At 38.6% G+C, this 26991-nt stretch carries 26 protein-coding genes, 2 pseudogenes and 1 riboswitch; of the genes and pseudogenes, 15 read left to right on the top strand and 13 right to left on the bottom strand.

Annotated features, from left to right (window positions below; all coding sequences use genetic code 11):
* Positions 1–39: 39 nt before the first annotated feature.
* Both C8270_RS18355 and C8270_RS18350 read right to left on the bottom strand, forming a co-directional pair.
* Positions 40–573: a shikimate kinase gene (locus C8270_RS18355; protein WP_106498228.1), complete on the bottom strand. Its 534-nt coding sequence runs from the start codon at positions 571–573 to the stop codon at positions 40–42.
* Positions 574–669: 96 nt separating this feature from the next.
* A complete protein-coding gene (locus tag C8270_RS18350; protein WP_106498227.1) occupies positions 670–1554 on the bottom strand; it encodes an aminoglycoside phosphotransferase family protein in 885 nt (294 codons plus the stop codon).
* Between the two features lie 95 nt (positions 1555–1649).
* On the opposite strand from C8270_RS18350, the gene C8270_RS18345 reads away from it, so the two are divergent.
* From C8270_RS18345 to thpD, 9 genes and pseudogenes are all read left to right on the top strand, one after another.
* Positions 1650–2114 carry a GNAT family N-acetyltransferase gene (locus tag C8270_RS18345; RefSeq protein WP_106498226.1) on the top strand — a complete coding sequence of 155 codons (465 nt, stop codon included), beginning with the start codon at positions 1650–1652 and terminating at the stop codon, positions 2112–2114.
* A 17-nt stretch (positions 2115–2131) separates the two neighbouring features.
* A pseudogene (locus C8270_RS18340) lies at positions 2132–2554 on the top strand (NUDIX hydrolase).
* A 50-nt stretch (positions 2555–2604) separates the two neighbouring features.
* Positions 2605–2904, top strand: coding sequence for a hypothetical protein (locus C8270_RS18335; RefSeq protein WP_106498225.1), 300 nt, complete (start codon positions 2605–2607; stop codon positions 2902–2904).
* Between the two features lie 167 nt (positions 2905–3071).
* A complete protein-coding gene (gene csaA / locus C8270_RS18330) occupies positions 3072–3401 on the top strand; it encodes a chaperone CsaA (RefSeq protein ID WP_106498224.1) in 330 nt (109 codons plus the stop codon).
* A 56-nt stretch (positions 3402–3457) separates the two neighbouring features.
* Entirely contained in the window at positions 3458–4624 is a 1167-nt protein-coding gene (locus C8270_RS18325; protein ID WP_106498223.1) for a lactate 2-monooxygenase, read from the top strand.
* Positions 4625–4657: 33 nt separating this feature from the next.
* Complete coding sequence (locus C8270_RS18320) at positions 4658–6313, top strand: FAD-binding dehydrogenase (RefSeq protein WP_106498222.1); 1656 nt, start codon at positions 4658–4660, stop codon at positions 6311–6313.
* 581 nt (positions 6314–6894) lie between these two features.
* Positions 6895–8370, top strand: coding sequence for a sodium/proline symporter PutP (gene putP, locus C8270_RS18315; protein ID WP_158701774.1), 1476 nt, complete (start codon positions 6895–6897; stop codon positions 8368–8370).
* A gap of 297 nt (positions 8371–8667) precedes the next feature.
* Entirely contained in the window at positions 8668–9834 is a 1167-nt protein-coding gene (locus C8270_RS18310; protein ID WP_106498220.1) for a TraB/GumN family protein, read from the top strand.
* A gap of 328 nt (positions 9835–10162) precedes the next feature.
* On the top strand, positions 10163–11065 hold the full coding sequence (gene thpD / locus C8270_RS18305; protein ID WP_106498219.1) for an ectoine hydroxylase: 903 nt from the start codon (positions 10163–10165) through the stop codon (positions 11063–11065).
* Between the two features lie 225 nt (positions 11066–11290).
* On the opposite strand, the gene C8270_RS18300 is transcribed toward thpD, so the two are convergent.
* The 5 genes from C8270_RS18300 to C8270_RS20140 all read right to left on the bottom strand — a co-directional run bounded on the left by C8270_RS18300 (position 11291) and on the right by C8270_RS20140 (position 16348).
* On the bottom strand, positions 11291–13060 hold the full coding sequence (locus C8270_RS18300) for an FTR1 family iron permease (RefSeq protein WP_106498218.1): 1770 nt from the start codon (positions 13058–13060) through the stop codon (positions 11291–11293).
* A 36-nt stretch (positions 13061–13096) separates the two neighbouring features.
* The gene (gene efeB / locus C8270_RS18295) at positions 13097–14401 is read right to left on the bottom strand and encodes an iron uptake transporter deferrochelatase/peroxidase subunit (protein ID WP_106498217.1); all 1305 of its coding nucleotides are present in this window, start codon (positions 14399–14401) and stop codon (positions 13097–13099) included.
* 2 nt (positions 14402–14403) lie between these two features.
* On the bottom strand, positions 14404–15264 hold the full coding sequence (efeO, locus tag C8270_RS18290; protein ID WP_106498216.1) for an iron uptake system protein EfeO: 861 nt from the start codon (positions 15262–15264) through the stop codon (positions 14404–14406).
* Between the two features lie 418 nt (positions 15265–15682).
* A complete protein-coding gene (locus C8270_RS20325; protein ID WP_199794699.1) occupies positions 15683–15844 on the bottom strand; it encodes a hypothetical protein in 162 nt (53 codons plus the stop codon).
* A 90-nt stretch (positions 15845–15934) separates the two neighbouring features.
* The gene (locus C8270_RS20140; RefSeq protein WP_158701773.1) at positions 15935–16348 is read right to left on the bottom strand and encodes a hypothetical protein; all 414 of its coding nucleotides are present in this window, start codon (positions 16346–16348) and stop codon (positions 15935–15937) included.
* 134 nt (positions 16349–16482) lie between these two features.
* On the opposite strand from C8270_RS20140, the gene proC reads away from it, so the two are divergent.
* From proC to C8270_RS18275, 3 genes are all read left to right on the top strand, one after another.
* Positions 16483–17325 carry a pyrroline-5-carboxylate reductase gene (gene proC / locus C8270_RS18285; RefSeq protein WP_106498215.1) on the top strand — a complete coding sequence of 281 codons (843 nt, stop codon included), beginning with the start codon at positions 16483–16485 and terminating at the stop codon, positions 17323–17325.
* 195 nt (positions 17326–17520) lie between these two features.
* Positions 17521–18084 (top strand): sigma-70 family RNA polymerase sigma factor, encoded by a 564-nt coding sequence (locus tag C8270_RS18280; protein ID WP_106498214.1) that lies wholly within the window; start codon positions 17521–17523, stop codon positions 18082–18084.
* A 6-nt stretch (positions 18085–18090) separates the two neighbouring features.
* Entirely contained in the window at positions 18091–19152 is a 1062-nt protein-coding gene (locus tag C8270_RS18275; RefSeq protein WP_106498213.1) for a DUF4030 domain-containing protein, read from the top strand.
* A gap of 96 nt (positions 19153–19248) precedes the next feature.
* Here the strand turns inward: C8270_RS18275 and C8270_RS18270 are convergent, their stop codons facing one another.
* A complete protein-coding gene (locus C8270_RS18270; RefSeq protein ID WP_106498212.1) occupies positions 19249–19605 on the bottom strand; it encodes a calcium-binding protein in 357 nt (118 codons plus the stop codon).
* A 197-nt stretch (positions 19606–19802) separates the two neighbouring features.
* Between C8270_RS18270 and C8270_RS18265 the strand changes: the two genes are divergently transcribed.
* On the top strand, positions 19803–20753 hold the full coding sequence (locus C8270_RS18265; RefSeq protein WP_106498211.1) for a fumarylacetoacetate hydrolase family protein: 951 nt from the start codon (positions 19803–19805) through the stop codon (positions 20751–20753).
* Between the two features lie 90 nt (positions 20754–20843).
* Here the strand turns inward: C8270_RS18265 and C8270_RS20515 are convergent.
* The 5 genes and pseudogenes from C8270_RS20515 to C8270_RS18240 form a co-directional block, all read right to left on the bottom strand.
* A pseudogene (locus C8270_RS20515) lies at positions 20844–20954 on the bottom strand (formyltetrahydrofolate deformylase); the annotation flags it as partial.
* A gap of 178 nt (positions 20955–21132) precedes the next feature.
* Positions 21133–22242, bottom strand: a complete 1110-nt coding sequence (locus C8270_RS18255; protein ID WP_106498210.1) for a methionine biosynthesis PLP-dependent protein — start codon at positions 22240–22242, stop codon at positions 21133–21135.
* Between the two features lie 90 nt (positions 22243–22332).
* A complete protein-coding gene (locus tag C8270_RS18250) occupies positions 22333–23436 on the bottom strand; it encodes a 5-methyltetrahydropteroyltriglutamate--homocysteine S-methyltransferase (protein WP_106498209.1) in 1104 nt (367 codons plus the stop codon).
* Between the two features lie 60 nt (positions 23437–23496).
* On the bottom strand, positions 23497–24234 hold the full coding sequence (locus C8270_RS18245) for a cyclase family protein (protein ID WP_106498208.1): 738 nt from the start codon (positions 24232–24234) through the stop codon (positions 23497–23499).
* Positions 24235–24282: 48 nt separating this feature from the next.
* Complete coding sequence (locus tag C8270_RS18240; protein WP_106498207.1) at positions 24283–25332, bottom strand: homocysteine S-methyltransferase family protein; 1050 nt, start codon at positions 25330–25332, stop codon at positions 24283–24285.
* 106 nt (positions 25333–25438) lie between these two features.
* Positions 25439–25536: riboswitch (SAM riboswitch) on the bottom strand.
* 265 nt (positions 25537–25801) lie between these two features.
* On the opposite strand from C8270_RS18240, the gene C8270_RS18235 reads away from it, so the two are divergent.
* Positions 25802–26233: an RDD family protein gene (locus C8270_RS18235; protein ID WP_234028592.1), complete on the top strand. Its 432-nt coding sequence runs from the start codon at positions 25802–25804 to the stop codon at positions 26231–26233.
* A gap of 109 nt (positions 26234–26342) precedes the next feature.
* A complete protein-coding gene (locus C8270_RS18230) occupies positions 26343–26951 on the top strand; it encodes a 3'-5' exonuclease (protein ID WP_106498206.1) in 609 nt (202 codons plus the stop codon).
* Positions 26952–26991: the final 40 nt, after the last annotated feature.

Below are 26991 nucleotides of genomic sequence, written 5' to 3'. Positions count from 1 at the left end.
TCTTTATTATGATTAAAAATCCTGAATTCGCACCCTATGCTAGACAAGCTGTAAAGTATTGATGATGTATTCAGCAACTTCCTCTTCATCAAAATCATCAGTCATTACCCTTGAGTGATGATCAGCATATGTATTTTTACGTTCATAAAATAAGGATTTAATTTCTTCCATAGTCTTACCTTGCAAAACCGGGCGGCTATCCACTAACATACCTAGTCGGGTTTTCCACGAATCCCAAGTAATGTCCAAGTGGAAGACGATGCAGTTTGCAAGACATGTATCTCTTATTTCCTTTTGCATGAACGCACCGCCACCTAACGAGATAACTTTATTTTTTTGCGTTGAATAAGAAATAACGGTTTCTTTTTCCTTTTCCCGAAATGCTTTTTCACCGATTGTATTAAAAATCTCTGTTGTTGGTATTTGGTAATCCTTTTCAATTTCTTCATCGATATCGACAAAAGTACGGGTTAGTTTTCTGGCGAGCAATTTGCCGACAGTTGTTTTTCCTACTCCCATAAAACCTACCAAAGCGATACTTTTTTCCATGAGCGGGATTTTATTATTTTTCATTTAGAAGCACCCTTTGAAAATATAATAGTTTTGTTGATTATAATACATGGTGATGATTCTGTCCAAAGTTGTTTAAAAGGTTGGATAGGGTGTAAATTATCTTGCATTATTTAATTGAAAGAACTTTGACAATGCCACATCCCAATTAACACCTTTTCCATTATGAACTGCATGCAATAATTCATGAAACCCAGGCTGTAATCCATAAAAATTTTTAACCCTATCATATAACGATTCTACAGATTCTGAGCCATTATAATAGGACAAAACATTTCTCGTGAAAGTTGGACCAATATCCCAATAGAATCCCGCAAAATCAAAGGCTGGATCACCAATTTGTGCATCGGTAAAGTCAATAATTCCGTTAATTATTCCTTTTTGGTTGTCATAGATAATGTTTGATGAACTAAGATCCCCATGTATAATAGATTTTTGAAATGATTGTTTCGAATATATATTCAGAAATTCCGAAAAAGTTTCACGGATGTCTTGCCGCTGTATTTTGTTTAAAAAGGGGAAGACGTCCTTTTTTACAGATGTATAAAGATCTTTCCAGTAATCATAGCTATGAACTGACAGGAAATTATCCCCCTGTGTTTTAACAAGATGTAACTCACTTAAAAATTCTCCCAATATTTTAGCGTTTTTAGCCCTGTTTTGCAGGTTACTCGGTCCGTAGTCTTTCAAGGAAGTACCACGTATATACTTATAATATACACATTTCAATTGGTTGCTATCATCATATAGAATTTTATAATTGGGAACTGCAACAACTGGGTTACCCTTATTTAATTCGTTCAATAGCTTTGCCTCGCCTTGAACACTCCTAGCAATGTTGTTGTTCCTCGGAAAACGAAAAACAATATTCTGATTAATAATGATAATGTCGTTGTCCCATCCGGTTTGATTGAGCTGTATATGATTTATTTTTAATTCCGGCAGCGCACATTTTATGAAGTTAATCATTTCTTTTTCGGTCATTACGATAATCCCCCCCGCACAGATTTATTTCAGATTCTACCATATTAGAGGATAATTAACTTGTTAAATAGAATGTTATTAAATGGAGGTGCATCATGGAAATTCGTAAACTAAGATCAAATGAAACACCACCAATGGACTTATTACTTTTGGCTGATCCATCACGGAAAATGATAGAGGAATATCTAACGAGTGGGCATTGTTATGTAGCTATTATGGAAAAGGTAATGATGGGAGTTTATGTAACGACCGAAACAAATCCTGAGACAGTTGAAATAGCTAATATAGCAGTTATGTATGGAAAGCAAGGTAGGGGTATTGGGAAAAAGCTGGTCAAACACGCGATAAACAATGCAAGAACACGCGGTTTTACAAAAATAGAAATAGGAACCGGAAATTCAAGCATTGGCCAGCTTGCACTTTACCAAAAATGCGGCTTTAGGATTGTAGGAATTTTAAAGGACTTTTTCACAAAAAACTATCCGGAGAAAATAATTGAAAATGGTATTGTTTGCAGGGACATGATTCGGCTAGAAATGGATTTGCGGGCGGTAAAGTAAGGGGGAATAGAATGGGAATGGAAAAGTGGTTTGGTTCTGCTGGTGTTTGTGTAAATGATAAAGGTCAAATACTTATGGTGAAACAGGGGAGTCCCAGTAAAAAAAAGCTTTGGTCAATCCCATCTGGTGGTAAAAAATCAAATGAATCATTTGAAGCGTGTTGCATCAGAGAAATAAAATAAGAAGAAACAGGTTATGATGTAAGTGTAGTTAGACCATTGTTCGTCAAAGAAAGCACTGCGTTTGGTTCTTTGGTCGAAGTACATTATTTCTAGGTTAAACATGAAGGTGGTGAAGCGATTATTCAAGATCCGGACAACCAAATCCATGCCATTGAATGGAAATCATTTGATGAAGTAAACGAATTGGAACTTTCTTTTCCCGAGGATAAAAATTTTCTGCTTGATTTTATAAAGTTAAATACTTTTAGCAAAAAATAGTAGATTTACTAGGAAATAAAGTCAGTTAAGCTAGAAACGGAGTGCTAAGTATGAGAGTTTTACTAGAGTTATTACGCATCATTTTCATCTTCGCTTTACTCGGTGGAGTGGCGTGGTTGATTGTAGGTAAAGTCTATGCAATAAATCCCGAAACACAAAAATACCAGTGGATTGGTGCCATTGGAATTTATACATTATTATTTGTTTTATACCGACATAGATTACAATTTTCTGGCTGGTATAAGGGGAAGGGAAGACAAAAGTTATCTAAAAAAGCTTCTCTAACGTTAATTTGTTTGTCTGTATTGTTGCTAGCTATGCCGATTATGATAGGCTTTTTTCAGGCGTAAAAAAAGTAAGTTGATCGAGAAATACTAGAAAAGGTATTATTCGTATGTGAAGCGGGGATGTTACATTTAGTAATTTTCCCGCAACTTTATTAACACATTAAATTATTTGATAATTCTAAATCACTTATGTATTATTATAAGTAAAAAGTCGGAGGTTTGATCAAATTATGGCAACAATTAAGGATTTTATGGAGTTGGATATTCGAATCGGTACCGTGATCAAAGCAGAACCATTTCCGGAGGCACGGAAACCTGCGATAAAATTAGAAATCGACTTTGGTGAACTTGGGATGAAACAATCATCTGCCCAAATTACAGAAAGGTATGAACCTAGTCAATTGATTGGTCGCCAGGTGGTTGGAGTAGTTAATTTTCCACCAATGCGAATTGCGGGTTTTAAATCAGAAGTGCTGGTTATTGGTGGCGTACCAGGTGAAGGCGATGTTGTACTTTTGCGACCGGATGAGCATGTTGAAAACGGTACGCATGTGTCGTAAATAGATAATTTAATTACAAATAAACATAAAACAGTTGGAGAGGGGAACAAACCATTATGTCTAATTTTGGTAATGATGTGCAATTTAGTGTGTATCAAACAATGCAAAATCCTAATCCGAATAGACTTCCAGTAGTTTATGAGGAATGGGAGAAGAGCGCCCGTGAAGCATTGGATGATGGCCCGTTTTATTATGTAGCTGGTGGTGCTGGTGGAGAGAGAACAATGAAGGCGAATCTCCAGGCGTTTGATCGCTGGAAGATTGTTCCGAGAATGTTGCGGAATGTAGAAGATCGTGATTTGACTGTAGAATTATTCGGTAAAACATATAATTTCCCTGTTTTACATGCACCAATCGGAGTCCAGTCGATCATTCATGAGGAAGGGGATTTAGGTTCAGCACGAGCATGTGCCAAAATGGGCGTTCCGTTCATTGCAAGTTCTGCATCTACAGCACCAATGGAGAAAATTGCTGAAGTGATGGGAGATGCGCCACGCTGGTTTCAGTTGTATTGGAGTAAGGATCCGGATGTTACAGCAAGTTTCCTAAAGCGAGCAGAAGCTTCGGGATATTCGGCAATTGTAGTGACATTGGATACGCCAATGATGGCATGGCGTGAATATGATTTGAAAAACGTATATTTACCTTTTTTAATCGGAGAAGGCGTTGGAAATTATCTGACCGATCCAGCCTTTTGTGCCAAACTTGAGAAATCACCAAAAGAAGATCCAACTGCTGCTATTATGCACTGGACACAAGTATTTGGAAATGCGAGTTTAACATGGGACGACATAGCCTTTTTACGAAAACATACGAAACTGCCGATTTTGGTAAAAGGAATTCTGCATCCTGATGATGCCAAACTAGCGATTAATCATGGTGTTGATGGCATTATCGTGTCCAATCATGGTGGTCGTCAAGTGGATGGGGCTCTTGGCGCTTTGGAGGCACTTCCACTTGTAAAAGAAGTTGTTCAAGATCAAATTCCCGTACTAATGGACAGCGGTATTCGTCGTGGATCAGATATCATCAAAGCACTGGCACTTGGGGCTAAAGCCGTACTTGTTGGACGTCCGTGTATGTATGGATTGGCAACTGCGGGCGAAAAGGGTGTTAAAGAAGTTTTGCAAAATATGGTCGCTGATCTAGACATAACGATGGCATTAGCTGGAGAACGGTCTGTACGCAACCTTAGCAAATCAATGCTTACAGATACGAAATAACATAACTTGGTACTATATAAGGAGAGGTTTGCTGTGGAATATGATGTCATTGTAGTAGGAGCTGGACTTGCTGGATTAGTCGCAACCGCGGAAATAGCGGATGGCGGTAAAAAAGTATTGCTACTGGATCAAGAGCCCGAAAGTTCACTAGGCGGACAGGCATGGTGGTCATTTGGTGGATTATTTCTTGTTGATTCACCTGAACAGCGCCGGATGGGGATAAAGGATTCAAAAGATTTGGCATGGCAGGATTGGCTTGGAACAGCCGGTTTCGATCGAGAAGCTGACGAAGATTATTGGGGACGAAAATGGGCGGAAGCGTATGTGGATTTTGCTGCCGGAGAAAAACGCGCCTGGTTACATGAAATGGGAGTGCGTATTTTTCCAGTAGTTGGCTGGGCTGAACGAGGTGGTTATCTTGCTGAAGGACACGGAAATTCTGTGCCCCGGTTTCACATTGTTTGGGGAACAGGTCCCGGAATTGTAGCCCCATTTGAACGGCGTGTCCGAAAACACATAGATAACGGGCTTGTTACATATAAACCAAGGCATCGTGTCGATCATTTGCTTAAGCATAATGGTGTCATTGTTGGTGTGAGTGGCTCTGTTCTCGAACCAAGTACAGTTGCTCGTGGAGAAAAAAGCTCCAGAAAAGTGGTAGATGATTTCGAACATCAAGCACAAGCGGTTGTTGTTACCAGTGGTGGCATTGGGGCAGACCTAGACTTAGTCCGACAAAATTGGCCAAAGCGACTTGGGGAACCACCAAAACAGATGATTTCTGGCGTACCTGCACATGTTGACGGGCGCATGCTATCGATAACAGAAGCTGCTGGTGGACGAATTGTTAACCGTGATCGCATGTGGCACTATACAGAGGGCATAAAAAATTGGAATCCTGTTTGGCCTAACCACGGCATTCGTATACTTCCTGGACCATCATCCATTTGGCTTGATGCAGAAGGGAATCGTTTTCCTGCACCTAATTTTCCGGGTTTTGATACATTAGGAACACTCGAAGCTATTCAAAAGACCGGGTACGATTATTCATGGTTCATTTTGACACAAAAAATAATTGAGCGTGAATTTGCTCTTTCCGGATCTGAGCAAAATCCTGATTTAACTGGGAAAAGTATTAAACAAGTACTTGGTAGAGCATTGCCAGGTGCATCATCCCCTGTACAGGCGTTTATGGATAAGGGTGAAGATTTTGTTGTAGCCGACAATATCGACAACCTTGTTATCGGGATGAATAAATTAATTGGAAAGAAACGATTGAAGGCTGAGCATGTCGAGCGGCAAATCCAGGCGCGTGATAGGGAGATTGATAATGCCTTTACAAAAGATCTACAAGTAACAGCAATGCGTGGTGCGCGGAACTACCTTGGTGATAAATTAATCCGCGTTGCAGCTCCGCACAAAATTTTAGATCGGAAAAACGGTCCGCTTATTGCTGTTCGCCTAAATATTTTAAGCCGTAAAACATTAGGAGGATTACAAACAGATTTATCTGGTAGAGTATTGAATAATGCAGGTGTAGCGATACCCGGGCTCTATGCGGCTGGAGAGGTTTCTGGATTCGGCGGTGGCGGTGTTCACGGATACCGTTCGTTAGAGGGGACGTTTGTTGGTGGTTGCCTATTTACTGGGCGAGAAACAGGTAGGGCTATAGTGAAAGAATTGGATTAATTTGCGTCTCACTACCCCTTACCAATATACGTTTATTTTTTCCATTTTGAGGGACGATAACTACAATGAAGTTTTCACCCGAAATGGAGGAGATTAGCAATCGGACGCTTAATCAGAAGACTAATTAAATATGGACCAATCGTCTATCCTATTGTTCGAAAATTTATTGGTAGACGGAGAAGTAAGAAAAATTACGATCAATCGAAATAACATTAATGAAACTGGTTTGATTGTTAAATCAGTTTCATTTTTTGAGGCACTTTCAAATCAATTTTGTTTATAAATGCTAGTGTTGTCAAAGGAGATAACATTCCACCAAATAGCACCTGATTAACTTTTCGCAATCTTACTTCTTTTATATTTTTTGCAAGCGTATACATTTCTGTGATAGTAGTGTATAGGCTTGTTTTGCTGTTTTTTCTATTTTATGGGTTCGCTTGAATGTCGCTCTGATGAATGTTAACTTGTATAACCGTTGACGGTTTTTTTGCTTTTGCTTATTCGTATGTAGCTTGAGATTGATAGATTAGAAGCTGTATAACCTTCAAAAAAGCAAACAAAAAACTAGAAGGAGCGATTTGGTGGAGTTTGGAGTTTTTATTTCGCTAGGTATTTATATGCTTGGCATGCTATTAATTGGATACTGGTCCTACCGAAAAACATCTAATTTATCGGATTATATGTTAGGCGGACGTGGATTAGGACCAGCAGTAACAGCTTTATCAGCAGGTGCATCTGACATGAGTGGTTGGATGGTTATGGCACTTCCTGGTGCAATGTATGCAACGGGGTTTGCCAGTGCATGGCTTGCGATTGGGCTGACAGTAGGTGCGTATGTGAATTATCTTGTGTTGGCACCTAGATTAAGAACGTATACAGAAGTTGCGAATGATTCGATTACGATCCCTGATTTTTTAGAGAATAGATTTCATGACAAATCTAATATGCTAAGACTTGTCTCCGGTATTGTTATTTTGATCTTTTTTGCTTTATATGCATCAGCCGGAATGGTCTCAGGTGGTAAACTATTTGAAAGTGCATTTGGTTTGGATTATAAAATTGGCCTATTTTTAACTGTTGCTGTTATTGTGGCCTATACGTTATTCGGCGGCTTCCTAGCAGTTAGTATGACAGATTTTGTGCAAGGTATTATTATGTTTCTTGCGTTAATTTTGGTTCCAATTGTTGCACTGACAGACGTTGGTGGAACACAGGAAGCATGGGATCATATTCAACGCATTGATCCTTCGCTACTTGATTTCTTCAAGGGCACTTCTGTTCTTGGTATTCTATCATTTTTAGCTTGGGGTCTTGGTTATTTTGGACAACCCCATATTATTGTACGGTTTATGGCAATCAGTTCGGTTAAAGAATTGAAGACAGCGCGCCGTATCGGAATTGGTTGGATGGCTATCTCGATCATTGGTGCAATGGCAGTTGGTCTAATAGGTGTGGCATACTTTGCTGATCATCCTGGACAACTCGGCGACCCTGAAACAGTTCTGATTGTATTTGCAAATGTATTATTCAATCCGTATATAACTGGATTTATTTTAGCAGCAGTCCTCGCTGCGATTATGAGTACCGTATCCTCACAACTACTTGTTACTTCAAGTGCGGTTACGGAGGATTTCTACCGGACATTTTTCCGGAAAAAAGCATCTGACAAAGAGCTAGTTTTAATCGGTCGGTTGGCTGTATTAGTTGTTGCGGTTATCAGTTTGATTCTCGCTTATACGCCGAATGATACAATTCTAGGTCTTGTCGGTAACGCTTGGGCAGGATTTGGTGCAGCGTTTGGACCTGTTGTACTATTAAGCCTTTATTGGAAACGCATGACCAAATGGGGTGCACTTGCCGGAATGATTGCTGGTGGTTTGACAGTTATCATTTGGCTATCTATTCCAGGTTTATCTGATTTCCTTTATGAAATTATACCTGGATTCATTATCAGTTTAATTGCTGTCCTCGTAGTTAGTAAAATGACAACTAATCCGGAAAAAGAAGTACAACAACAATTTGAACAAATGGAACAAAAATTGACCGAAGAAGAATAAACGTTTTGAACGCGTCACTATCTATAAAAATAGATGGTGACGTTTTTTTCGCAGTTGATAGAAACTGCGCAGTAATGAAGTTCTCTTTGGTGACGCATTCAAATTCATGCGCAACCTAATTACGAGGGTTAAAAATGATGGGTGGGTAAATGCAATACATTGGTTAAGGTTCAATATTTTTTTCGCAAAATATCAAAGAAAAAATAGAAATTAATTCTATTTTTGTTCGTTCTAGTTTATCATTATATAATAGTAGAAATTATTTTAACGTTGATAGCCATAAAAGGAAGGTAATATATGTCGGAAGAAAACATTACGAGACTCAAATTAGATGACAAAGAATTTATACTTATTGGAACTGCCCATGTTTCCAAAAACAGTGCGGAACAGGTGAAAGAAGTTGTCGATTCCGAAAACCCGGACGCTATTTGTATTGAGTTGGATGAGCAACGGTATCAATCAATTGTGGAAGAAAATAAATGGCGAGATACAGATATTTTTAAAGTCATTAAAGAGAAGAAAGCCACTTTACTGTTAATGAACCTTGCCATATCCTCTTTTCAAAATCGCATGGCAAAACAATTTGATATTAATCCCGGACAGGAAATGATTCAGGGGATTAAGTCAGCAGAAGAAACAGGTGCAGATCTTGTCTTGGCTGATCGAAATATCCAAACAACATTTTCCAGAATATGGGGTGGGATTGGGCTTAAAGGGAAAGCTACCCTGCTCATGCAAATCATCGGTAGTATTTTCAGCAAAGAAAGTATTACAGAAGAAGAACTGGAAAAGATGAAAAATCAGGATACAATTAATACGATTCTGAATGAGTTTACGGAGAGCTTTCCTAAATTAAAAACACCTTTGATTGATGAACGTGATCAATATTTAGCGCAAAAAATCAAGGATGCCCCTGGTAAAAAGATAGTCGCGGTGCTTGGTGCTGCTCACGTTCCTGGGATAACAAAAGAGATAAAAAAGGATCATGACCTGAAACGCCTAACTGAAATTCCGCCAAAATCCAAGGTTCCTAAAATAATTGGCTGGTCGATCCCTATCCTAATTATTGCACTAATTGCCTATACGTTTATCTCCAATCCATCTGCTGGATATCAACAGACACTCAGTTGGATATTATGGAATGGTTCGTTTTCAGCACTTGGCGTATTAATTGCTTTAGGACATCCATTAACCATCCTTACTGCCTTTGTTGCGGCACCAATCTCATCGTTAAATCCGCTCATCGCTGCTGGCTGGTTTGCGGGCATCGTCCAGGCCTATATTCGCCGGCCAAGTGTGCGCGACTTCGAGAAACTTTCGGAGGATGTTTTTAGTATAAAAGGATTTTGGCACAATAACGTCACACGTATTCTTCTGATTGTTGTCCTGGCCAATTTAGGCAGCTCACTGGGGACCTTTATTGGTGGAGCAGACGTTATCCGGTTATTTTTTGAAAATATTTAGTCAATGTTTGGATGATATTGGACAATTTATGAGAAAAGAAGAGGAAAAGATGCTCTGTTAACACATAACAGAGCATCTTTTCTTAATTTCCTAATCATTGGATCGTTACATGCAGTTTCATATACCAGAATCAGGAACCTCAAAACTATAAGCATTAACCTTTCATTTTTTATAGAAAAATTTTATAATAATTTTAAACAGTTTTTATATTAGGTGTTTATCTTAATGGATTGAGGTAGATGTCGATATGTAGGAAAGTTTCCCTAGTTGCCGGGATACTTAAATATAAATAGCTTGAAAGTGAAAATTTGATAAGGAGTGTTTTCTAGTGGAAGATCTTTATCCTTCAAGAAAAAATAGCCAACCGGAGATTTTGGAAAGGAAGGATCCTGTGATACACACAGATCGATCCAAAGATAATCAAGCTCCAATTTCAAACGAACAGCTTGATTCCTATCAAAAAAATGGGTTTTTGCAGATTAAGAATTTCTTCTCTGAGAAGGAAGTATCGGACATGCAGAAGGCCATTTTTGAGTTACAGGATTCAAACAAGGATGTAACTTCGAACAAGGTTATCCGTGAGCCGGAAAGTGATGACATCCGTTCTATTTTTCATGTACATCAAGATGACAACTACTTTAAAAAGGTTGCAAATGATAGACGAATACTTGACATAGTAAATCATCTTCTGGGAAGCGACGTGTATATACATCAATCACGTATTAATTATAAACCTGGATTCAAAGGAAAAGAATTTGATTGGCATTCCGATTTTGAGACGTGGCATGTGGAGGACGGCATGCCACGGATGAGGGCTGTCAGTTTATCAATAGCTTTATCGGATAATTATACATTCAACGGCCCATTAATGCTTATTCCGGGGTCCCAAAACTACTATGTCAGTTGTGTAGGGGAAACACCAGAGAATAATTATAAGGAATCGTTGAAAAAACAAAAGCTTGGGGTACCAGATCAAGCTAGCTTGCGCTGGCTTGCTGAGCAAGGTGGCGGAATAGCAGTACCAACTGGACAAGCCGGTTCAATTACGTTATTTGAGAGTAATACGATGCACGGTTCAACCAGTAATATGACACCATATCCACGTAACAATTTGTTCATGGTGTACAACAGTGTTGAAAATCGTTTAGTAGAACCGTTCTCAGGCGGCAAAAAACGTCCTGAGTACATCGCAGTACGCGAAGGTTCTCGAATGTTAAGCGGCGTTAGATAAATAAAAAAAGGTGGGGAACTTTCCTAAATACTATAAAATTCCTGGCCTAGATTTAGCTGTCTCAAAAGGGAAATGATTTTGGGACGGCTTTTTGTATAATAGATCGATTTATTTGACTTCTTAAGGATTAGCAAAAAATTCTATTGCTTAAGGGAAATATTAATTCTGTTATAGTCTGCAACAACTAACAAAAAAACAGACATCCTCAAAAGATGTCTGTTTGTACTAATGTGTTACCGCTGATTTGAAATTCGCCGACTTTTTAACATAAAAACTTGTTCCTAAAATAACAAGCAATAATAATACTTGTGGTAAGAGCGTTTCAATTGTTGGATACAGACCGATAAATTCAATGAATGGTAAATGCTGTATATAATGTACTGGTGCGATATTTGCGACCTGTAGCGCGTGAACACTGACCCCGAGCATTTTGAAGGCCAGAAAGTATATTAACCATGTTGCTACAAAGAAGAATGGACGTAATGGAATTTTTGCACTGTAACGGATAATCGCAAATCCAAGTACTAGCAGAAGGACAAAAGCGATTCCAATTCCTAATACTAATTGGCTTATGTCCATAGATGGTGCCATTCCAGCGTAAAAGATAATCGTTTCAGCGCCTTCACGGAAGATAGACAAGAAACTAAGGACTGCCATGGAAAATAGACTTCCTTTAGCGGCGGCATTACTCATAGTCTGTTTAATATAGTGATTCCAATGACTAACATTCGTCTTTTTATGAAGCCATGCGCCGACCGTGAGCATCATGACAACTGCGACAAGGCCGATGATTCCCTCAAGATATTCCCGACTCGCTGCAGCTGTCATATTTGAAAAGAAGATGTTAATGCATACAGCAAGTCCGGCACTTGCAAGGAGTCCGACAAACGCGCCGCTCCATATCCATCCTTGTTTCTTTTCATTATTTGTTTTCTTTAGGAATGCAATCAGACCTGCAATAATTAAGATTGCTTCTAGTCCTTCTCGTAACAAAATAAGCATGGCATCAACAAAGGAATATTCCGTTTCCCCGGCGATCAGTTTTAAGCGATCACCTAGGTCGGTAATGATTGCATTTGCTTTTGTGGTGTCTTTCTTCTCCGATTGCAACAGACTGATTGCTTTAGGGACATTATTTTCTATTTCACTGTATAATTTTGGATCTCTAGTTCGTACTGAGCCTTCAACAACTGGCCAGATAAGTAACATTTTATTAAGATGCTCTGAAGCTTTTTCTGGATTATTCGCTTCTATAGATTGTGCTGCATTATTCAGTAGCTGAACAGCATCGTCTAGCGAGTGATTGTCCTCCGTAGCCTTTTTCGTCACTTTTCCATCTACAAAATTTTGGATAGCAGTCCGTAAATCTTGGATGCTAGTTAGTGCCTTTTGTTTATCTGGTGGAGTTTGTGACAAGGAAATTCGTAAAAAGGCCAGTTGTGTTTCGATTTCACCATATGCTGTAACACTTTGGTTACGAACAATAATTTCCTTTGACGTCCAATTTGTGAAAAATTGTTGATATGATGTGCTTGCCTGATCAAAATTTCCTGCATTAACTTTTTCTGCGACATCATCAATAAGCGGTAAGAGCTGACTAACTTTTTTTCTTTCTTGGGCTTGATCAACTGGATTTAATTCTTTATCGTATTTTGCCAAGGATTTTGATAAGCTTGATAATAGTTTCTTGATTTGTGTGGAATTTTTATCAGGTGTGTTTATAGCATCCATTACTTTGTCAAGATTAGTAGTTACTTGGTTAGCTGATTCACTGTCCGTTTCATTCATTTGGTTCCATAAGTTTTGGAAAGCTGTAATATTATCTTTTACCGACATCCATTCTTCATCACGCGCATGCATCATGCCATCGCCAATTTCAATATATAATTCGTCAAAATTCACTTTATCGTTTGCGGCGAATACAGTAACATTCGAAAACATGCTAAAAAGGATTGCCATACTGATTAAAAACGCACCCTTTTTGGCTTTATGCATAAACTTTCAACTCCTAGTTAGGAAGGTGGAGAGCCATTAACCGAACAATGTATCTCCAATAAATCCTCCTTTTTTAACCCCTGGTAAACAAGCAAAAACAGCACTTCCCCGGTGGACAATGTATTCGTTTAATTCGTCAATTTGTGCTAGACGCTGCTGAATCGGTACAAATTGTTTACTTGGATTTCGTTGATAACACATAAATAGCAATCCGGCATCAAACGATCCAGTTTGAATGTCCATGCCGTCTGAGTATGAGTAAGACCTGCGGAAAAGTTCTTCTTTACCTTTGCCATGTGCACGACGGATATGGGCCGTATCGGGAATATAATATTGTCCATTTTCATCTTTCTTGTCGAAATCAACTGGCTCAAATTCCTGACTTTGGCCAAGTGGTGCACCGGTTTTTCGATCGCGTCCAAATGTTTCTTCCTGTCCTTTTAATGTAGTTCGGTCCCAAACCTCAATAAACATTTGAATTCTTCTTACTACAAGGTATGATCCATTCGTCAGCCAATTTGGCCCGTCATCTTGCTGAACCCATACATTCTTATTAAGCTCTTGTTTATTTTTGACATCAGGGTTTACTGTTCCATCTTTAAATCCAAATAAATTTCGTGGTGTTTCTTGTTTTTTATTTGCTTTTTTCGTACGTTGAAAGCCTTCCTGTGCCCAGCGAAGGACTGCCTTTCCACGGGCGATTCGTACCAGGTTTCGTACGGCATGGAAAGCAACTTGTGCATCATCACTGCAGGCTTGAATGCATAAATCGCCGCCAGACCACTTTTTTTCAAGAGCATCAAGCGAAAACTTTGGTAAGGCCTTTAATTCAGCAGGCTTTTTATGTTGTATTCCAAAACGTCCTTTTCCATTCTTGGTAAAAAGTGTTGGACCGACCCCAAATGTTATCGTTAAGTTAGACATGGATAGCCCAACGGTTTCACCTGTATCAACGGGCGGTAATAAGTCATTTGTAGCTGCATCGTCAACGGGATCCCCTTTTGTCATTGCTGCACTTGCTTTAGTCCAGTCCTTTAATAGAGTAATAAGTTCAGCCCGATCAGATGTCTTAACATCAAGTGATGCAAAATATACATTATCTTGCATTTCAGTTGTTATGCCAGCCTGGTGTTCTCCATAAAAGGGGATCCCATTCTCGTGACTATTATTTTTCTCAGCTGATGCCGGCAGTACATCGCTAAGTGTTAAGATACCTCCTAATCCGGATGCACCGATAAATGCACCGACACTACCAATACCTGCTGTTTTTAATAATTTTCTTCTGGTAAATCGCTTTTCCATTAAATCTGGAATTTCATTATCTTTTTTTTCGTTGGTCATTGTTATCCCTCCAAAACGACTCCTAACTGTGAGAGTGGTTCAGCCAGTTCGTTAATAGATTGGCTTAATTCTTTGACTTGTTCCTCAGTCAATTCTGTATAAAGGATATAACCATCGCCTTTTTTGTATTGATCAAGCAACTCATAAAGGCCAGCAAATTGAGTGCTGATTTTGTCAGCTAGTTCCTGATTGGTATCTTCAAGGGCAGGCTGAAACAGGTTGAATATCTTTTCAGCACCTTGGACATTTGCTACGAAATCGTACAAGTCTGTATGCGAATAACGATCCTCTTCACCTGTTACTTTTGATGTAGATACTTCGTTTAAAAGATCAACTGAACCAGTAATTAGCAATTCCGGTGTAACATCAACTGTTTCAACCTTTGCGCGTAAAAGATGTACATCTTTAATAAGTTGTTCCGCATATTGTTCATAGCCTTTTGTTGTGTTTTCTTCCCAAAGGCCTTTTTCAATCCGGTGATAGCCACCCCATTCTTCTATTGGGACGTCACCTTCACGTGCATCAATTTTCGGATCTAAATCAGCAAAAACCTCAGCAATTGGTTCTGAACTTTCATAATACATACGAGCTGGGGCATAGAGTTTTTTGGCCTTCTCCATATCTCCATCAATAACAGCATTAGCAAAGGCTTCGGTTTTTTCGACAAATGTATCTATTTGATTAATTGCATATGTACGATAGTCGGCTGAAACATCAGCCAATTTAGGATTGACAGCAATGGATGCCTCTGTCTGATCTGTTGTTTCTTTCTTCTCTGCAGAACTGTCTTCATCCGCCTGCCCACAGCCAAATAGTAAACTAGTAGATAAAAGAAATACTGCAGGTAGTTTAAAATAATTCATTTATTAAACACTCCTTATTTTGAGGGATTTTATTGATAACAATTATCATTCTCATTTATTATATAGTAATTGAGAACAATTATCAATTATTTTTTGAGAATATTTTCAGCTATTTTACAAATGTATAGGCAATGTTTAGAACTAAAAAATTATCAAGGGGGCAAGTCGCAAAAAAGGCCATCCAATAATGGATGACCTTCTGCGCCTAATTATTTTCACATTTTTGGATACGATCATGACATGAATCGAGTTTTGGGGTAATTTCTCATCAACCTTTAAGTCCGGTTATTTTTGGATCATTTACATTACTTCCAGTTTTACGGATTTCCTATATATACACCATTTTCGGCGCCATTTTTCCAAAACGGAAATAATTAGACTTACCCTATTACTCTTTCATGTTTTTGGGTTAGACTGTTCAACGATCCTCATGTTTCCATACTGTCTCTTCACCACTAATTGGACAGACTGGAAAATCCTCATTTTCGTTAAACGTTACTCTTTTACCAGACTGGCAAATGTATTCTCCTTTTACAGGAACACCTTGACCAGTACGATATTCTCGATGTTGTTCGTCCATTTGTCTGCCTCCGTTTTTATCTTATGAAGCAAAATAACATGCTTTTTTAGTCTGCTAAAATAATGAAAGAATATACATTAAAAAACGCGGTTAGAAATCGAAGTCGCGCACTCGGGCCAAAAAGTCGCGCACTCGGGCCAGGAAGTCGCGCACTCGGGCCAAAAAGTCGCGCACTCGGGCCAGGAAGTCGCGCACTCGGGCCAAAAAGTCGCGCACTCGGGCCAGGAAGTCGCGCACTCGGGCCAAAAAGTCGCGCACTCGGGTCAAAAAGTCGCGCACTCGGGCCAAGAAGTCGCGCACTCGGGCCAAAAAGTCGCGCACTCGGGCCAGGAAGTCGCGCACTCGGGCCAGGAAGTCGCGCACTCGGGCCAGGAAGTCGCGCACTCGGACCAAGAAGCCGCGCACTCGGGCCCACCCAAAACACCGCACTAAAACACATGCCATATTCAGCCATACAGCTGAATTATAATCGATACGACTTGATTTATTAATGCTTATAATCAAATGGTACCGTTTTCTCTTACTAAATGAACCATATACGCATTATTTTGGCTTACCCCCTTGAAACATTGTGCACAGATGTTATCCTACATAGTGTTGCAAACGAACGGGAGAAATTACATCTGGAGGAGATTCACATGTTAAAACAGAAAACAATTGCATTTTTGGGTGCAGGTTCGATGGCAGAAGCAATGATTTCTGGGATGATCCAAACGGAAAAAGCACCAGCTGATCAAATTATCGTAACAAATAAATGCAATCATGAACGTTTAAATACAATTGAAAATAAATATGGAGTCCGGACAGTTCCGCTTGCTGAATTGCCCCATGCGGAAATTGACTACTTTATTTTGGCAATGAAGCCTAAAGGTGCCGAGGAAACACTAGCTGCAATTAAGGACATCATTAGTGTCGATCAAGTGGTTATTTCCGTGTTAGCTGGAATTTCAACTTCTTATATGGAAGAGAGACTAAACGTTGGGCAAGAAGTAATCCGCGTTATGCCGAATACGTCAAGTATGATTCAAGAATCCGCTACAGCAATGTCACCAGGAAATCATACAAACGAAAATAATGTAAACAACGTGAAAAAACTACTTGAATGTATGGGAAAAGTGTACATTATCGATGAGGATCAAATGGATATTTTTACTGGTTTAGCGGGAAGCGGACCAGCATATTTCTATTACCTAATGGAGCAAATGGAGAACATCGGAAAGGTAAGTGGAATGGATGGGGAGCAGGCACGAAATATTGCTGCTCAAACGCTTTATGGTGCTGCAAAAATGATCATAGAGCGTCAAGAATCCCCAGCGGACCTACGGAAAAAAGTTACATCACCAAATGGTACGACTGCAGCCGGATTGGAAGCCCTTGAGAAATACCACGGAGGAGAAGCTATTTCACAGGCAGTCAGTCATGCTGCGAATCGATCAAAGGAAATTAGCAAAGAACTTGATCGAGTATTGGTTACTTCTTAAGTATAACTTAACTGTATAACCAGAATACGATCACTTATTTTGCCTTGTTACACGTTTTAGCGTGTGACAAGGCAATTTTTAATTGGGGAAAATTTATTGAGGAAACGTCTTCTAGGCTTTTTTAATGTTTTTTTAAAAAATGAAACATAAATATGGTTTCATGGGTCTTATAAGTACTTGGCAAGGAGGATTTAGATGAAGGATTATCGCGATTATCCAACTCAATTAAATAAAGATCAACTTTATGCAGCTGATAAAGAAATAATAATCAGCGATCTAATGGCAGCTCATTCAAAAAAGGTATATTTACTTGCCTACTCTTATGTAAAAGACCACGGAATAGCTGAAGATGTCGCTCAGGAAGTTTTTATCAAATGCTATCGACACCTAGATAAGTACCGGGGTGAGGCATCCATTACTTCTTGGATTTATCGAATAACGGTGAACACATCAAAAGACTTTTTAAGGAAAAACAAGTTTATGAATTTTATCGACCTACGTCACTTTTTTGATGGTTTTATGAGCAGTGAAAGCTCCGAGGAAACGTATTTAAAACAAAATAGAAAAGAAGAAATGTTACAGACCATTTTCAAGCTGCCCATAAAATATCGGGAAATTTTGGTTTTATATTATTTCCATGAGCAAAAGATTGATGAAATTGCAAACTCCCTTAAAATCAACGCCAACACAGTGAGAACCAGGTTGGTCAGGGGCAGGGACAAACTAAAACAAAAGTTCTACTTTGTTGAAAGGAAGTGATTATTCATGGATGAAAAATTTAAGAAAATGAAGGATTATTATAACAATAACTATTTTAAACAGGAAACTGCTGAACGAATAAAAAAGGGTGTTTTTAACGAAATACGAAATAAAAAAGCAAATTCCCCTGTTGGTAAAAAGTTGATGTACTTCAGTTCAGCTATTGTACTGCTATTTGGAGTATTAATTGGCGCAGCATTTGTTTCGCCTTCTGTTGCCAAAGTCTTAGCACAAATTCCGGTTTTAAACAGTCTTTTTGAGAAAGATTCTTCATCTTCTTTGGGCAGTTCCATAATAGATACACTAGAAGAATTGGATTATAATATTGGCGGTTCATTTCTAGATGTTCGGGAAAAAACAATTGGCGTAAGTATAAAAGGCTCTGAAAGTTATTTTAATGAAGTGAAAGGAGATGTCGAGCAAGAAATAGAAGGCATATTACATGAAAAAGGATTGGATGCCTATCATGTAGAAGTAGGGCGTGAAAAAGAAAATGTTTCTGTTGAAAATGAGATTTCCGATGAACAAAGGAAAAAAATTGAAGGGTATATGAAAAAAAGCAAAAATCTCGAAAACGCTATTTTGAATGAATTGGATAAACAAAATTATGATATTATTTCTGCACATGTAAGAATCAATAAGATAGAGAAGTTTATCCCGCTGGAAATCCCAGTATCTGAAACTAGGGTTGAGGAAATCAAACAGATTGTGAACAATATCGTGGAAAAGAAGAATTTAGGCGATTTCAAAATTAAAATATATAAAATTGATCCAGAGAAAGAAGAAGCTGATAGGAGATGGACCCCGGTTATTACTACGATTACGGAGGGGCTAATTGGAATGGAAGGGTTAAAAGTGGAAGGCGTAGGATATTCCTTCTATCCATCTCCGCTAACCCTTTCAATACGGACATCGATTGATTCATCAGATTCAAATGCAAAGGAACTTGGAAATGAAATTGAGCGCACAGTTCGTCAATTTATTGAGTCTAATGAAGTAGCAGAAATCGTGAAAGATGATCCATATAAAATTAACGTTTATAACAAAGATAAAGAAAAAATAAACTAGGATACTGCAAATAAGCCACTATAAAAAGGCTAAACCAAATCAGGGTTAGCCTTTTTATAGTGGAAAAATCTTTTAGAAATCGAACGAATATTGTCTTCAGCATTCCCTAACCCATTTCTGATAAAGCTCAATTGCAGAAAGGTTCGCATTCGTATCTTCCACAATTAACTTAGTAAGCGGAATCGTCACTTCTTCATCGACTCGTTTACAAACCAGCTTAATTCCATCTATTTCATCCACATTCATTTCCTGATCTAATCCCATGCATGTAACCTCAGCTTTTCCGTGAAATGCTGTAAATGGGAACGTTAATTCATCACGTAAATAATCATAAAATGTTAATAACCGTTCTTCATTTACCTCAAGGGAGTTAGATTGTCCATAATAATTTTTCAAAATCGTTGTAGTAGGTTCCCCTAATATTCGGGCCACCTGTATTTTCCAATCGCTCATACCATTTGCCTCCAGCGTGCTTTTGTTCAGTAACAGTATAAAAGGTATCTGAAAACGTGTCTATCCATTAGCACTGAAAATAACAAAGCTAAGTTGTTTTCAGAATAGCGTATAAAGTGCTAAAATAGCTTTAAATGTGAGAAGTGGTGGCGTGCTTAAAAGCTACATTTAAAAATTTTATTTACGAGGTGGCTAATATGAAACTAGTAAGCTATAAATTTAAAAATCAACCTGGTACATATCGAATTGGATGTGTAATTGACGGGAAAGTAGCTGATTTGCAGGAAGGTTTTCGTGCTTTGTTGGCTTCCAAGCAAGATAAGGATTCCATTCACTCAATTGAGCATCTTCTTCCTGCCGATCCAGGCGTATTTTTCTCGATGGGGGAACGTGCAATAGAATGGGCAAAGGAAGCCTACGATTATATTGTTTATCATACCAATGAGACCTTTATGTTTGAAATGGCGGAAGTAAGTTTACGTACACCAATGTCAACACCTTCCAAGATAATTTGCGTTGGCAAAAACTATGCAGAGCATGCTGCGGAGATGAAAAGTGATATCCCTGATTATCCTGTGCTATTTGCCAAGTTCAGTAATGCCTTAATTGGGCCAGAAGATAATATTGAAAAATCGCCATCTACCAATAAGTTGGATTATGAAGTAGAATTAGCGGTGATTATCGGAAAAGAAGCATCACACGTGAATAAAGCGAACGCACTTAACTATATTGCTGGATATTCAATTGGCAATGATATTTCCGCTCGTGATTTGCAGAAAAGAACACCTCAATGGCTTCAGGGAAAAACATTGGATCGCAGTACACCTGTTGGACCGTGGGTAGTTACAAAAGATGAAATTGGAGATCCGAACAATTTATCTATTTGTTCTTATGTGAATGGGGAAAAACGCCAAGATTCAAATACGAGTCATTTTATTTTTGATGTCCCTTACTTGATCGAATTTATTTCCGGTTTAATTACCTTAAAACCAGGGGATATTATCTTAACTGGTACCCCGAATGGAGTAGGCTTTGCGATGGATCCACCACAATTTTTACGTGACGGAGATAGGGTTAAGCTGGAAATAGAGGAAATCGGGGAACTTGAAAATAAGGTAGTTGAACCCCCGCTAGGCAGTGATTTTTAACTGAGACCAACCGATTGAAATGATGTAAATACATGAATCCCTGAAAAAATGAGTCTTTTTCAGGGATTCAATAGGTCGTGAAACCTTCACTTAACGAACCACAATTGTTTTATTGTCTTGCACAATAATGCGGTCTTCAAGATGCCATTTTACAGCGCGTGTGAGAACACGTCGCTCGATTTTATGACCGGTTTTCTTTAGTTACTGCCATTTTTCCTAAACATCCTCTACAGATATACTAAATAGCTATTATATCCGATTTTGCTGCAACATGTCATGTATATAAAATGAAAAATCGTGCGACTTCATTGTATTATGCTCGGGAAAAGATACGACTGTGGTTGCTGGAAAGAAAAGACAGCCTATGAATGGACTCTTTTTAACGGACTGCTGTTTGTAATGCTTGGTCTAGATCTTTGATTAAATCATCTACCTGTTCAACCCCAACGGAGAATCGCAATAATCGATCACAGATTCCACGACGGGTGCGTTCTTCGACTGGAATGTCTGCGTGAGTTTGGGTGGCAGGGTAGGTAATAAAGCTCTCTACTCCGCCAAGACTTTCCGCAAACGTAATCAACTGAAGGCTTTTCAAGAATGGGTCGATCCAGTTACTTTCTTTTAGGCGAAAAGAAAGCATGCCACCTTGTCCAGGGTATAATACATCCGTAACAGTTGGTTCAGTTGATAAATGGTTCGCTATTCGTTTTGCGTTTTCTTCATGTCTATCCATTCGTAAAGCAAGTGTTTTCAATCCCCTAATCAATAACCATGAATCAAAAGGGGAAAGAACGGCACCGGAACTGTTATGATAGTTGGATAGTTTGTCACAGATCATATCGTCGTCTTCTGCAACAACCAATCCTGCTAGCACATCATTGTGTCCGCCAATGTATTTTGTAGCGCTATGAATAACGATATCTGCCCCGAGCTCCAGGGGGCGCTGACGATAAGGAGTTAAAAAGGTATTGTCCACAATAAGTATTAAGTTATATGTATGAGCAAGTGTCGCGTATTGTTTGATATCGATCTCCTGCATCAATGGATTTGTTGGTGTTTCAATGAATAATGCTTTCGTTTTATTTGTAATCAATTTCTTTGTTTCATTGACATCTTTAAACTCCGAATAAATTGTTTGTATATCATAAACATCCGAATAATGTGCAAGTAAGCGGTATGTCCCACCGTATATATCCTCTGTAACGATTAATTCATCACCTGTTTGAAACAGGGAAAGGACTAATTGAATGGCAGCCATTCCCGAACTACAGGCATATCCACGGCTGCCCGCCTCCAAGTTTGCAATCCCTTCTTCTAAAATAGTTCTAGTTGGATTTTTTGTACGTGTGTAATCATAACCAGTAGACCTGCCAAGTCCTTGATGTTGGTATGCCGTTGATAAATAGATTGGTGGATTTACCGCCCCAGTAGCTTGATCACTATTATTTCCCAATTGTACGAGTTGGGTATCTAAGCTTCGACCTGTCATGTTATTGGCTCCTTTCTTATGAGGCCGTCATAAAATGAAGGCCCCTCTAACATGAGGAATAGAGAGGCCAACTAAAACTTTTATTTGTATTTATTCCCAGATTTCTTTCGCCACATCAACGATAAATTTTAACTTAATCCACTGTTCTTCTTCCGTTAGTTTATTCCCGTGATGTGTCGATGCAAAGCCACATTGTGTGCTTAAACCTAGTTGTTCAAGTGGCACATACTGTGATGCTTCTTGAACACGTGCCTTAATCGCTTCTTTATCTTCCAATTCTCCGTTTTTTGATGTTACAACGCCCAAGATGACGTGCGCTCCACCAGTTGGAATATATTCTAATGGTTTGAAGTCACCTGATCGTTCATCATCATATTCCAGGAAAAATCCATCTACCTTTTCCTTTGCTAATAATGTTGGTGCGATCAAATCGTAGCTTCCTTCAAACGCCCAGGTAGATTGGTAGTTTCCTCGACATAAGTGTGTGGTTACAACTAAATCTTCTGGCTTGTTTTCCAGAACACCATTCGCAACACGTAATGCTAGGTCAATTAGATAGTCTCTTGAATATTTTCCATTATTGAATGGTATTTCAGGTGAAGAAAGTCCAGCAATGTAAACATCATCTAATTGTATATAGCGTGCACCTGCATCATAAAATACTTTTAATGCGTCTTGATATGTTTGAATAATATCGTTTGCGTATTCTTCAATGTCCGGATAAATTGCCGGATTATGGATGCCACTGTTAAATAATTGGTTCGGACTTGGGATGGCTATCTTTGTAACAGCACGACCATCGACAATTTCATTCAATTCAATGAAGTCTTGGATAAATGGATGGTCTGGGTTGAAGGAAACCTTTCCTATGTTTCGTACATCATATTTTTCTGTTTCCAACCCTTCAAATTTGTATCCGTGATCAGGTACATAACCTTCAATTCCATTTAAATGTTCTAAAAAGTCCAAGTGGAACCATGTACGTCTAAACTCACCATCGGTTACTGCTTCTAGGCCAATTTCGATTTGCTTGTCAACAATTCGTTTGATTTCTTGCGTTTCGACCTCGCGTAATTGTTCTGCTGTTATGTTCCCTTCCTTGAATTCCTTTCTGGCTTTGTGTAAGTTCTCTGGACGTAATAGGCTTCCGACTTGATCTGCTCTGAACGGAGCTTTTGTTAATGTAATAGACATATAAATTCCTCTTTTCATTTAATTTTGGTATTGTCGCAATTTGGTTATCTAACACAATAGCTATGGAAGTATTGCAAATGATCGTATTGGAAATCCGGATGCTTTTTTTGCCTTTGGTACAATATTAAAAATGACAGCTCCTTTTGCAGGCAGTTTATCTAAATTCGTTAATAGTTCAACTTGGAATGTGTCTTGATCTAGAACATAATATTCTGCTATAAGAGCACCATTTTTTTGGAAGTCAATAGCTGCATCCGTATCAAATGTTTCATGACCAATCGCTTTTATTTTTCGTTCTTCATATAGGAATTTCAAAGCTTCCAGGGACCATCCGGGCGCATGGTTATTACCGTCAACATCTTTATTGTCAAATGCCTCTTGATCAGGCCAGCGCTTGCTCCAATCTGTACGCAAGGCGATAAAAGTATGGGGATCTATTTTTCCATGCTCTTCTTCAAATGTTAAAATATCATTAACTGTTAATGTAAAATCATTGTTTTCAGCAGCTTCCCTGGATTTATCAATGACAACGAGTGGTAAAACAAATTCCTTTAAATCTAATTCATCTAAGTACCTTGTATTGCGGACAAAGTGAATCGGTGCATCCAGGTGTGTACCATACTGTCCAGGAAATGTGAAGCTTTGTGCGAAAAAACCATCATCATGATCAAATAGTGTTTCGAATTTTGCTGCTTCAAATGCTGAAAAGTGTGGTGAATTTGGACCAAAAGCATGTGTCAAATCTACCCACTCTTTTTCTTTTACTAATTGTATTGCTTTTACTAATTCATTTGCCAAAAGATCACCTCATTTTTGTTGCTTTAGAAATTCAGCCATATTTTCCGATCAGGCTTTTAAACGATAGCTCAAATTATGCTGCTTTAATGTCTCGTCTTTTCCAAACAAGAAATGTTTCTCCATATTGGGTGAGTATGTTGAATTAATCGTTTCTACACCTACTGCTTCAGCCACTGCTCGCAACATTGCTGGTGATGCACCACAACACAAGCCAATATAATTTATACCAATATCTTTCGCCTCTTTAGCCCATTCCGCCAATTCATAACGGTTATGATATAGTGGATCTAATGCGGTTGGAAAAGTGGTCTCCAAAGGCAAATGACAGCTGCATCCTCCATCAGGCAAGTTAAAGAAAGTTGGGTTTTCTTCTGTTGTACGGTATGGGATCGGCAAGCCGCCAACATAACCACCTACATTTTTTCTTATTTCCGCAAGATATGGTTGCATCGTATTGGGACCACGGAAACAATTCATGCCAACGACCAGGGCACCTTTCTCAGAGAGAACTTTACATGACTCATCGACAGTGTAGCCATCTCTTAAAATATTTTCTCCCATTAGTCCTAGGGTGATGACTGCTGGAAGTTCTTGTTTAAGGATCTCCTCTAATGCGATGAGTGCTTCTTCATGGTAATAAAAAGTCTCCCCGTTAATGAAATCGACTCCTTCTTCCTTGCACCACTTAACCATTTCAGCAAATATATCTCTTACCTTTGCCTTCGATTCAGGGTCTTTTGGATCAAAGATATTCGTATTTGAAATATTTCCAGCTACTAGTGCTTCTTCTTTCGGATGCTCACTTGCAACCTCTTTAGCTATGCGGATAGCATTTCTATTTAAAGGCTCTAATAAATCCTCTTTACCAATAATGCGCATTTTTTCTCTGTGTGCATTATATGTAAAAGCCAACACAACATCTGAGCCGGCATTCATATAATCCTTGTATGCTTGTTTAAGTGCCTGAGGATTATCTAAAGCCACCTCAGGGACAAAGGATCCGGCTTGCAAATATCCTCTTCGTTCCAATTCAAATAAATATCCCTCACCAGCAATTACTGTTCCTTCTTTGAGTCGTTCTTCTAAACTACGCTTCATTCATGTTCCTCCTCTTTTTGGTTTGTGGTAGGCTTTTACTACGTGTTCAAAAATAAAAACCCTCTTCTTTAGAAAAGAAGAGGGTCTCACGCGATAGTGGTTGCTCTTCTTATCTTCAAGCTTTACGCTTCTGGAATTAGCACAGTACAATTGTCTGTTGCTGAGGTTTCAACGGGCCAGTCCCTCCACCTCTCTGGATAAGAAAAATTACTATTTAATTAAGTTATTGATAAATACTTTACCGCCTTTGTTTTGAAATGTCAACAAAATAATATAACTTTTTTGAAAAATAAAATACCGCAATGAAATTATTAACATGTGAAATAATAATTCCGTTGATATACGAGCGCGTTTTTTTGCACAGTGTTAGAAATGAATTATAATGGGAGATAAATACTTATTATTTGAGGCTCGATTTCATTTAAAATTAACTCGGGTAATGGGGTCATAAATAGAAAGGTGTTTTAGCTTGGAACAGGAACAGTACAAACCAGCAGGATTTTGGATAAGATTTTTGGCGAATATGGTGGATGGGGTATTTACACTCGTAATCGCACTAATTATTGCCATGTTAGTGAATGATCACGTCTTTTTCAATTATAGTTTAGAAAATACTTCTCGATCAGAAGATGCAGCAAACCTCATTTATTTTGTTATATTTGTCATTATTTTTACTGGAAGTAAGTTTCGCGGCTCGCCAGGGAAAATGGTGTGCAAAATTCAAGTGTTAAACAAAGATATGACGCAAATTAGCTTGTTGAAATCGCTAGGAAGAGGATTCGCGTATGTTATTTCCGCAATTCCTTTAATGATCGGTTATATGATGGCCGGATGGAACGAGGAAAAGAAGGCATTGCATGATATTATATGTGGTACGAGAGTTGTTTATCGAAAAAATTAGTGCATGAAAGAGGTTATTCAAAAGGCACCAAATGATAAGCGGCGAATTTCTTCCTTGGCGAAAGAGGATATATTGTTTGAACACGCACTTAGAAAGGGGGAGCAAAGTTATGCAATTCACTTCCATTGATTTTGAAACGGCAAATGCGAAACGTCATAGTCCATGTGCAATTGGTATCGTTGTGGCAAATGAACACGAAATTGTGGATGAATTTTACAGTTTAATTAATCCGCTCGTTGAATTTAGTTCATTTAACATTGCCGTTCATGGGATCACACCCAGCGATATTGCAGATGCACCAACATTTTCAGAAGTTTGGCCGACGTTACATAGCTACCTAGCTGGTAATCTAGTTATTGCGCATAATGCCAGTTTTGATATGAGTGTAATCAGGAATACACTTGATTACTTTCAGATAGCTTATCCAGAAATGGACTATCTTTGTACAGCGAATATTTCCAAAAAAGTTTGGCCAGATTTAATGAACCACAAACTAAACACAGTGGCTACACATCATGGAATAGCATTTGAACACCATCATGCATTGGAGGATGCACGTGTAGCAGCATATGTTTTTCAACATGCGATGAGACACTATGATGGAGGTGTTGATACGTTGCTTAACAATTGCAATATGAGAAAAGGTAGGATATTTGATCATGGGTATACAACACCAAAAATGAAAAAGGCCACCAGAAGGCAACGAATTTATTTATGAAAAAAAAGTACTAGACGTGTGACTTGTATCACATCTAAAT

The organism is Lentibacillus sp. Marseille-P4043 (assembly GCF_900258515.1).
In the GTDB taxonomy this organism is placed as follows: Bacteria; Bacillota; Bacilli; order Bacillales; family Amphibacillaceae; genus Lentibacillus_C.
This window is presented reverse-complemented; position numbering and strand designations above follow the sequence as displayed.

Coding starts and splice junctions, on each gene's coding strand:
- C8270_RS18355 (WP_106498228.1), bottom strand. CDS start 573: ATGAAAAATAATAAAATCCCGCTCATGGAAAAAAGTATCGCTTTGGTA.
- C8270_RS18350 (WP_106498227.1), bottom strand. CDS start 1,554: ATGACCGAAAAAGAAATGATTAACTTCATAAAATGTGCGCTGCCGGAA.
- C8270_RS18345 (WP_106498226.1), top strand. CDS start 1,650: ATGGAAATTCGTAAACTAAGATCAAATGAAACACCACCAATGGACTTA.
- C8270_RS18335 (WP_106498225.1), top strand. CDS start 2,605: ATGAGAGTTTTACTAGAGTTATTACGCATCATTTTCATCTTCGCTTTA.
- csaA (WP_106498224.1), top strand. CDS start 3,072: ATGGCAACAATTAAGGATTTTATGGAGTTGGATATTCGAATCGGTACC.
- C8270_RS18325 (WP_106498223.1), top strand. CDS start 3,458: ATGTCTAATTTTGGTAATGATGTGCAATTTAGTGTGTATCAAACAATG.
- C8270_RS18310 (WP_106498220.1), top strand. CDS start 8,668: ATGTCGGAAGAAAACATTACGAGACTCAAATTAGATGACAAAGAATTT.
- C8270_RS18300 (WP_106498218.1), bottom strand. CDS start 13,060: ATGCATAAAGCCAAAAAGGGTGCGTTTTTAATCAGTATGGCAATCCTT.
- efeB (WP_106498217.1), bottom strand. CDS start 14,401: ATGACCAACGAAAAAAAAGATAATGAAATTCCAGATTTAATGGAAAAG.
- efeO (WP_106498216.1), bottom strand. CDS start 15,264: ATGAATTATTTTAAACTACCTGCAGTATTTCTTTTATCTACTAGTTTA.
- C8270_RS20325 (WP_199794699.1), bottom strand. CDS start 15,844: ATGGACGAACAACATCGAGAATATCGTACTGGTCAAGGTGTTCCTGTA.
- proC (WP_106498215.1), top strand. CDS start 16,483: ATGTTAAAACAGAAAACAATTGCATTTTTGGGTGCAGGTTCGATGGCA.
- C8270_RS18280 (WP_106498214.1), top strand. CDS start 17,521: ATGAAGGATTATCGCGATTATCCAACTCAATTAAATAAAGATCAACTT.
- C8270_RS18275 (WP_106498213.1), top strand. CDS start 18,091: ATGGATGAAAAATTTAAGAAAATGAAGGATTATTATAACAATAACTAT.
- C8270_RS18270 (WP_106498212.1), bottom strand. CDS start 19,605: ATGAGCGATTGGAAAATACAGGTGGCCCGAATATTAGGGGAACCTACT.
- C8270_RS18265 (WP_106498211.1), top strand. CDS start 19,803: ATGAAACTAGTAAGCTATAAATTTAAAAATCAACCTGGTACATATCGA.
- C8270_RS18255 (WP_106498210.1), bottom strand. CDS start 22,242: ATGACAGGTCGAAGCTTAGATACCCAACTCGTACAATTGGGAAATAAT.
- C8270_RS18250 (WP_106498209.1), bottom strand. CDS start 23,436: ATGTCTATTACATTAACAAAAGCTCCGTTCAGAGCAGATCAAGTCGGA.
- C8270_RS18240 (WP_106498207.1), bottom strand. CDS start 25,332: ATGAAGCGTAGTTTAGAAGAACGACTCAAAGAAGGAACAGTAATTGCT.
- C8270_RS18230 (WP_106498206.1), top strand. CDS start 26,343: ATGCAATTCACTTCCATTGATTTTGAAACGGCAAATGCGAAACGTCAT.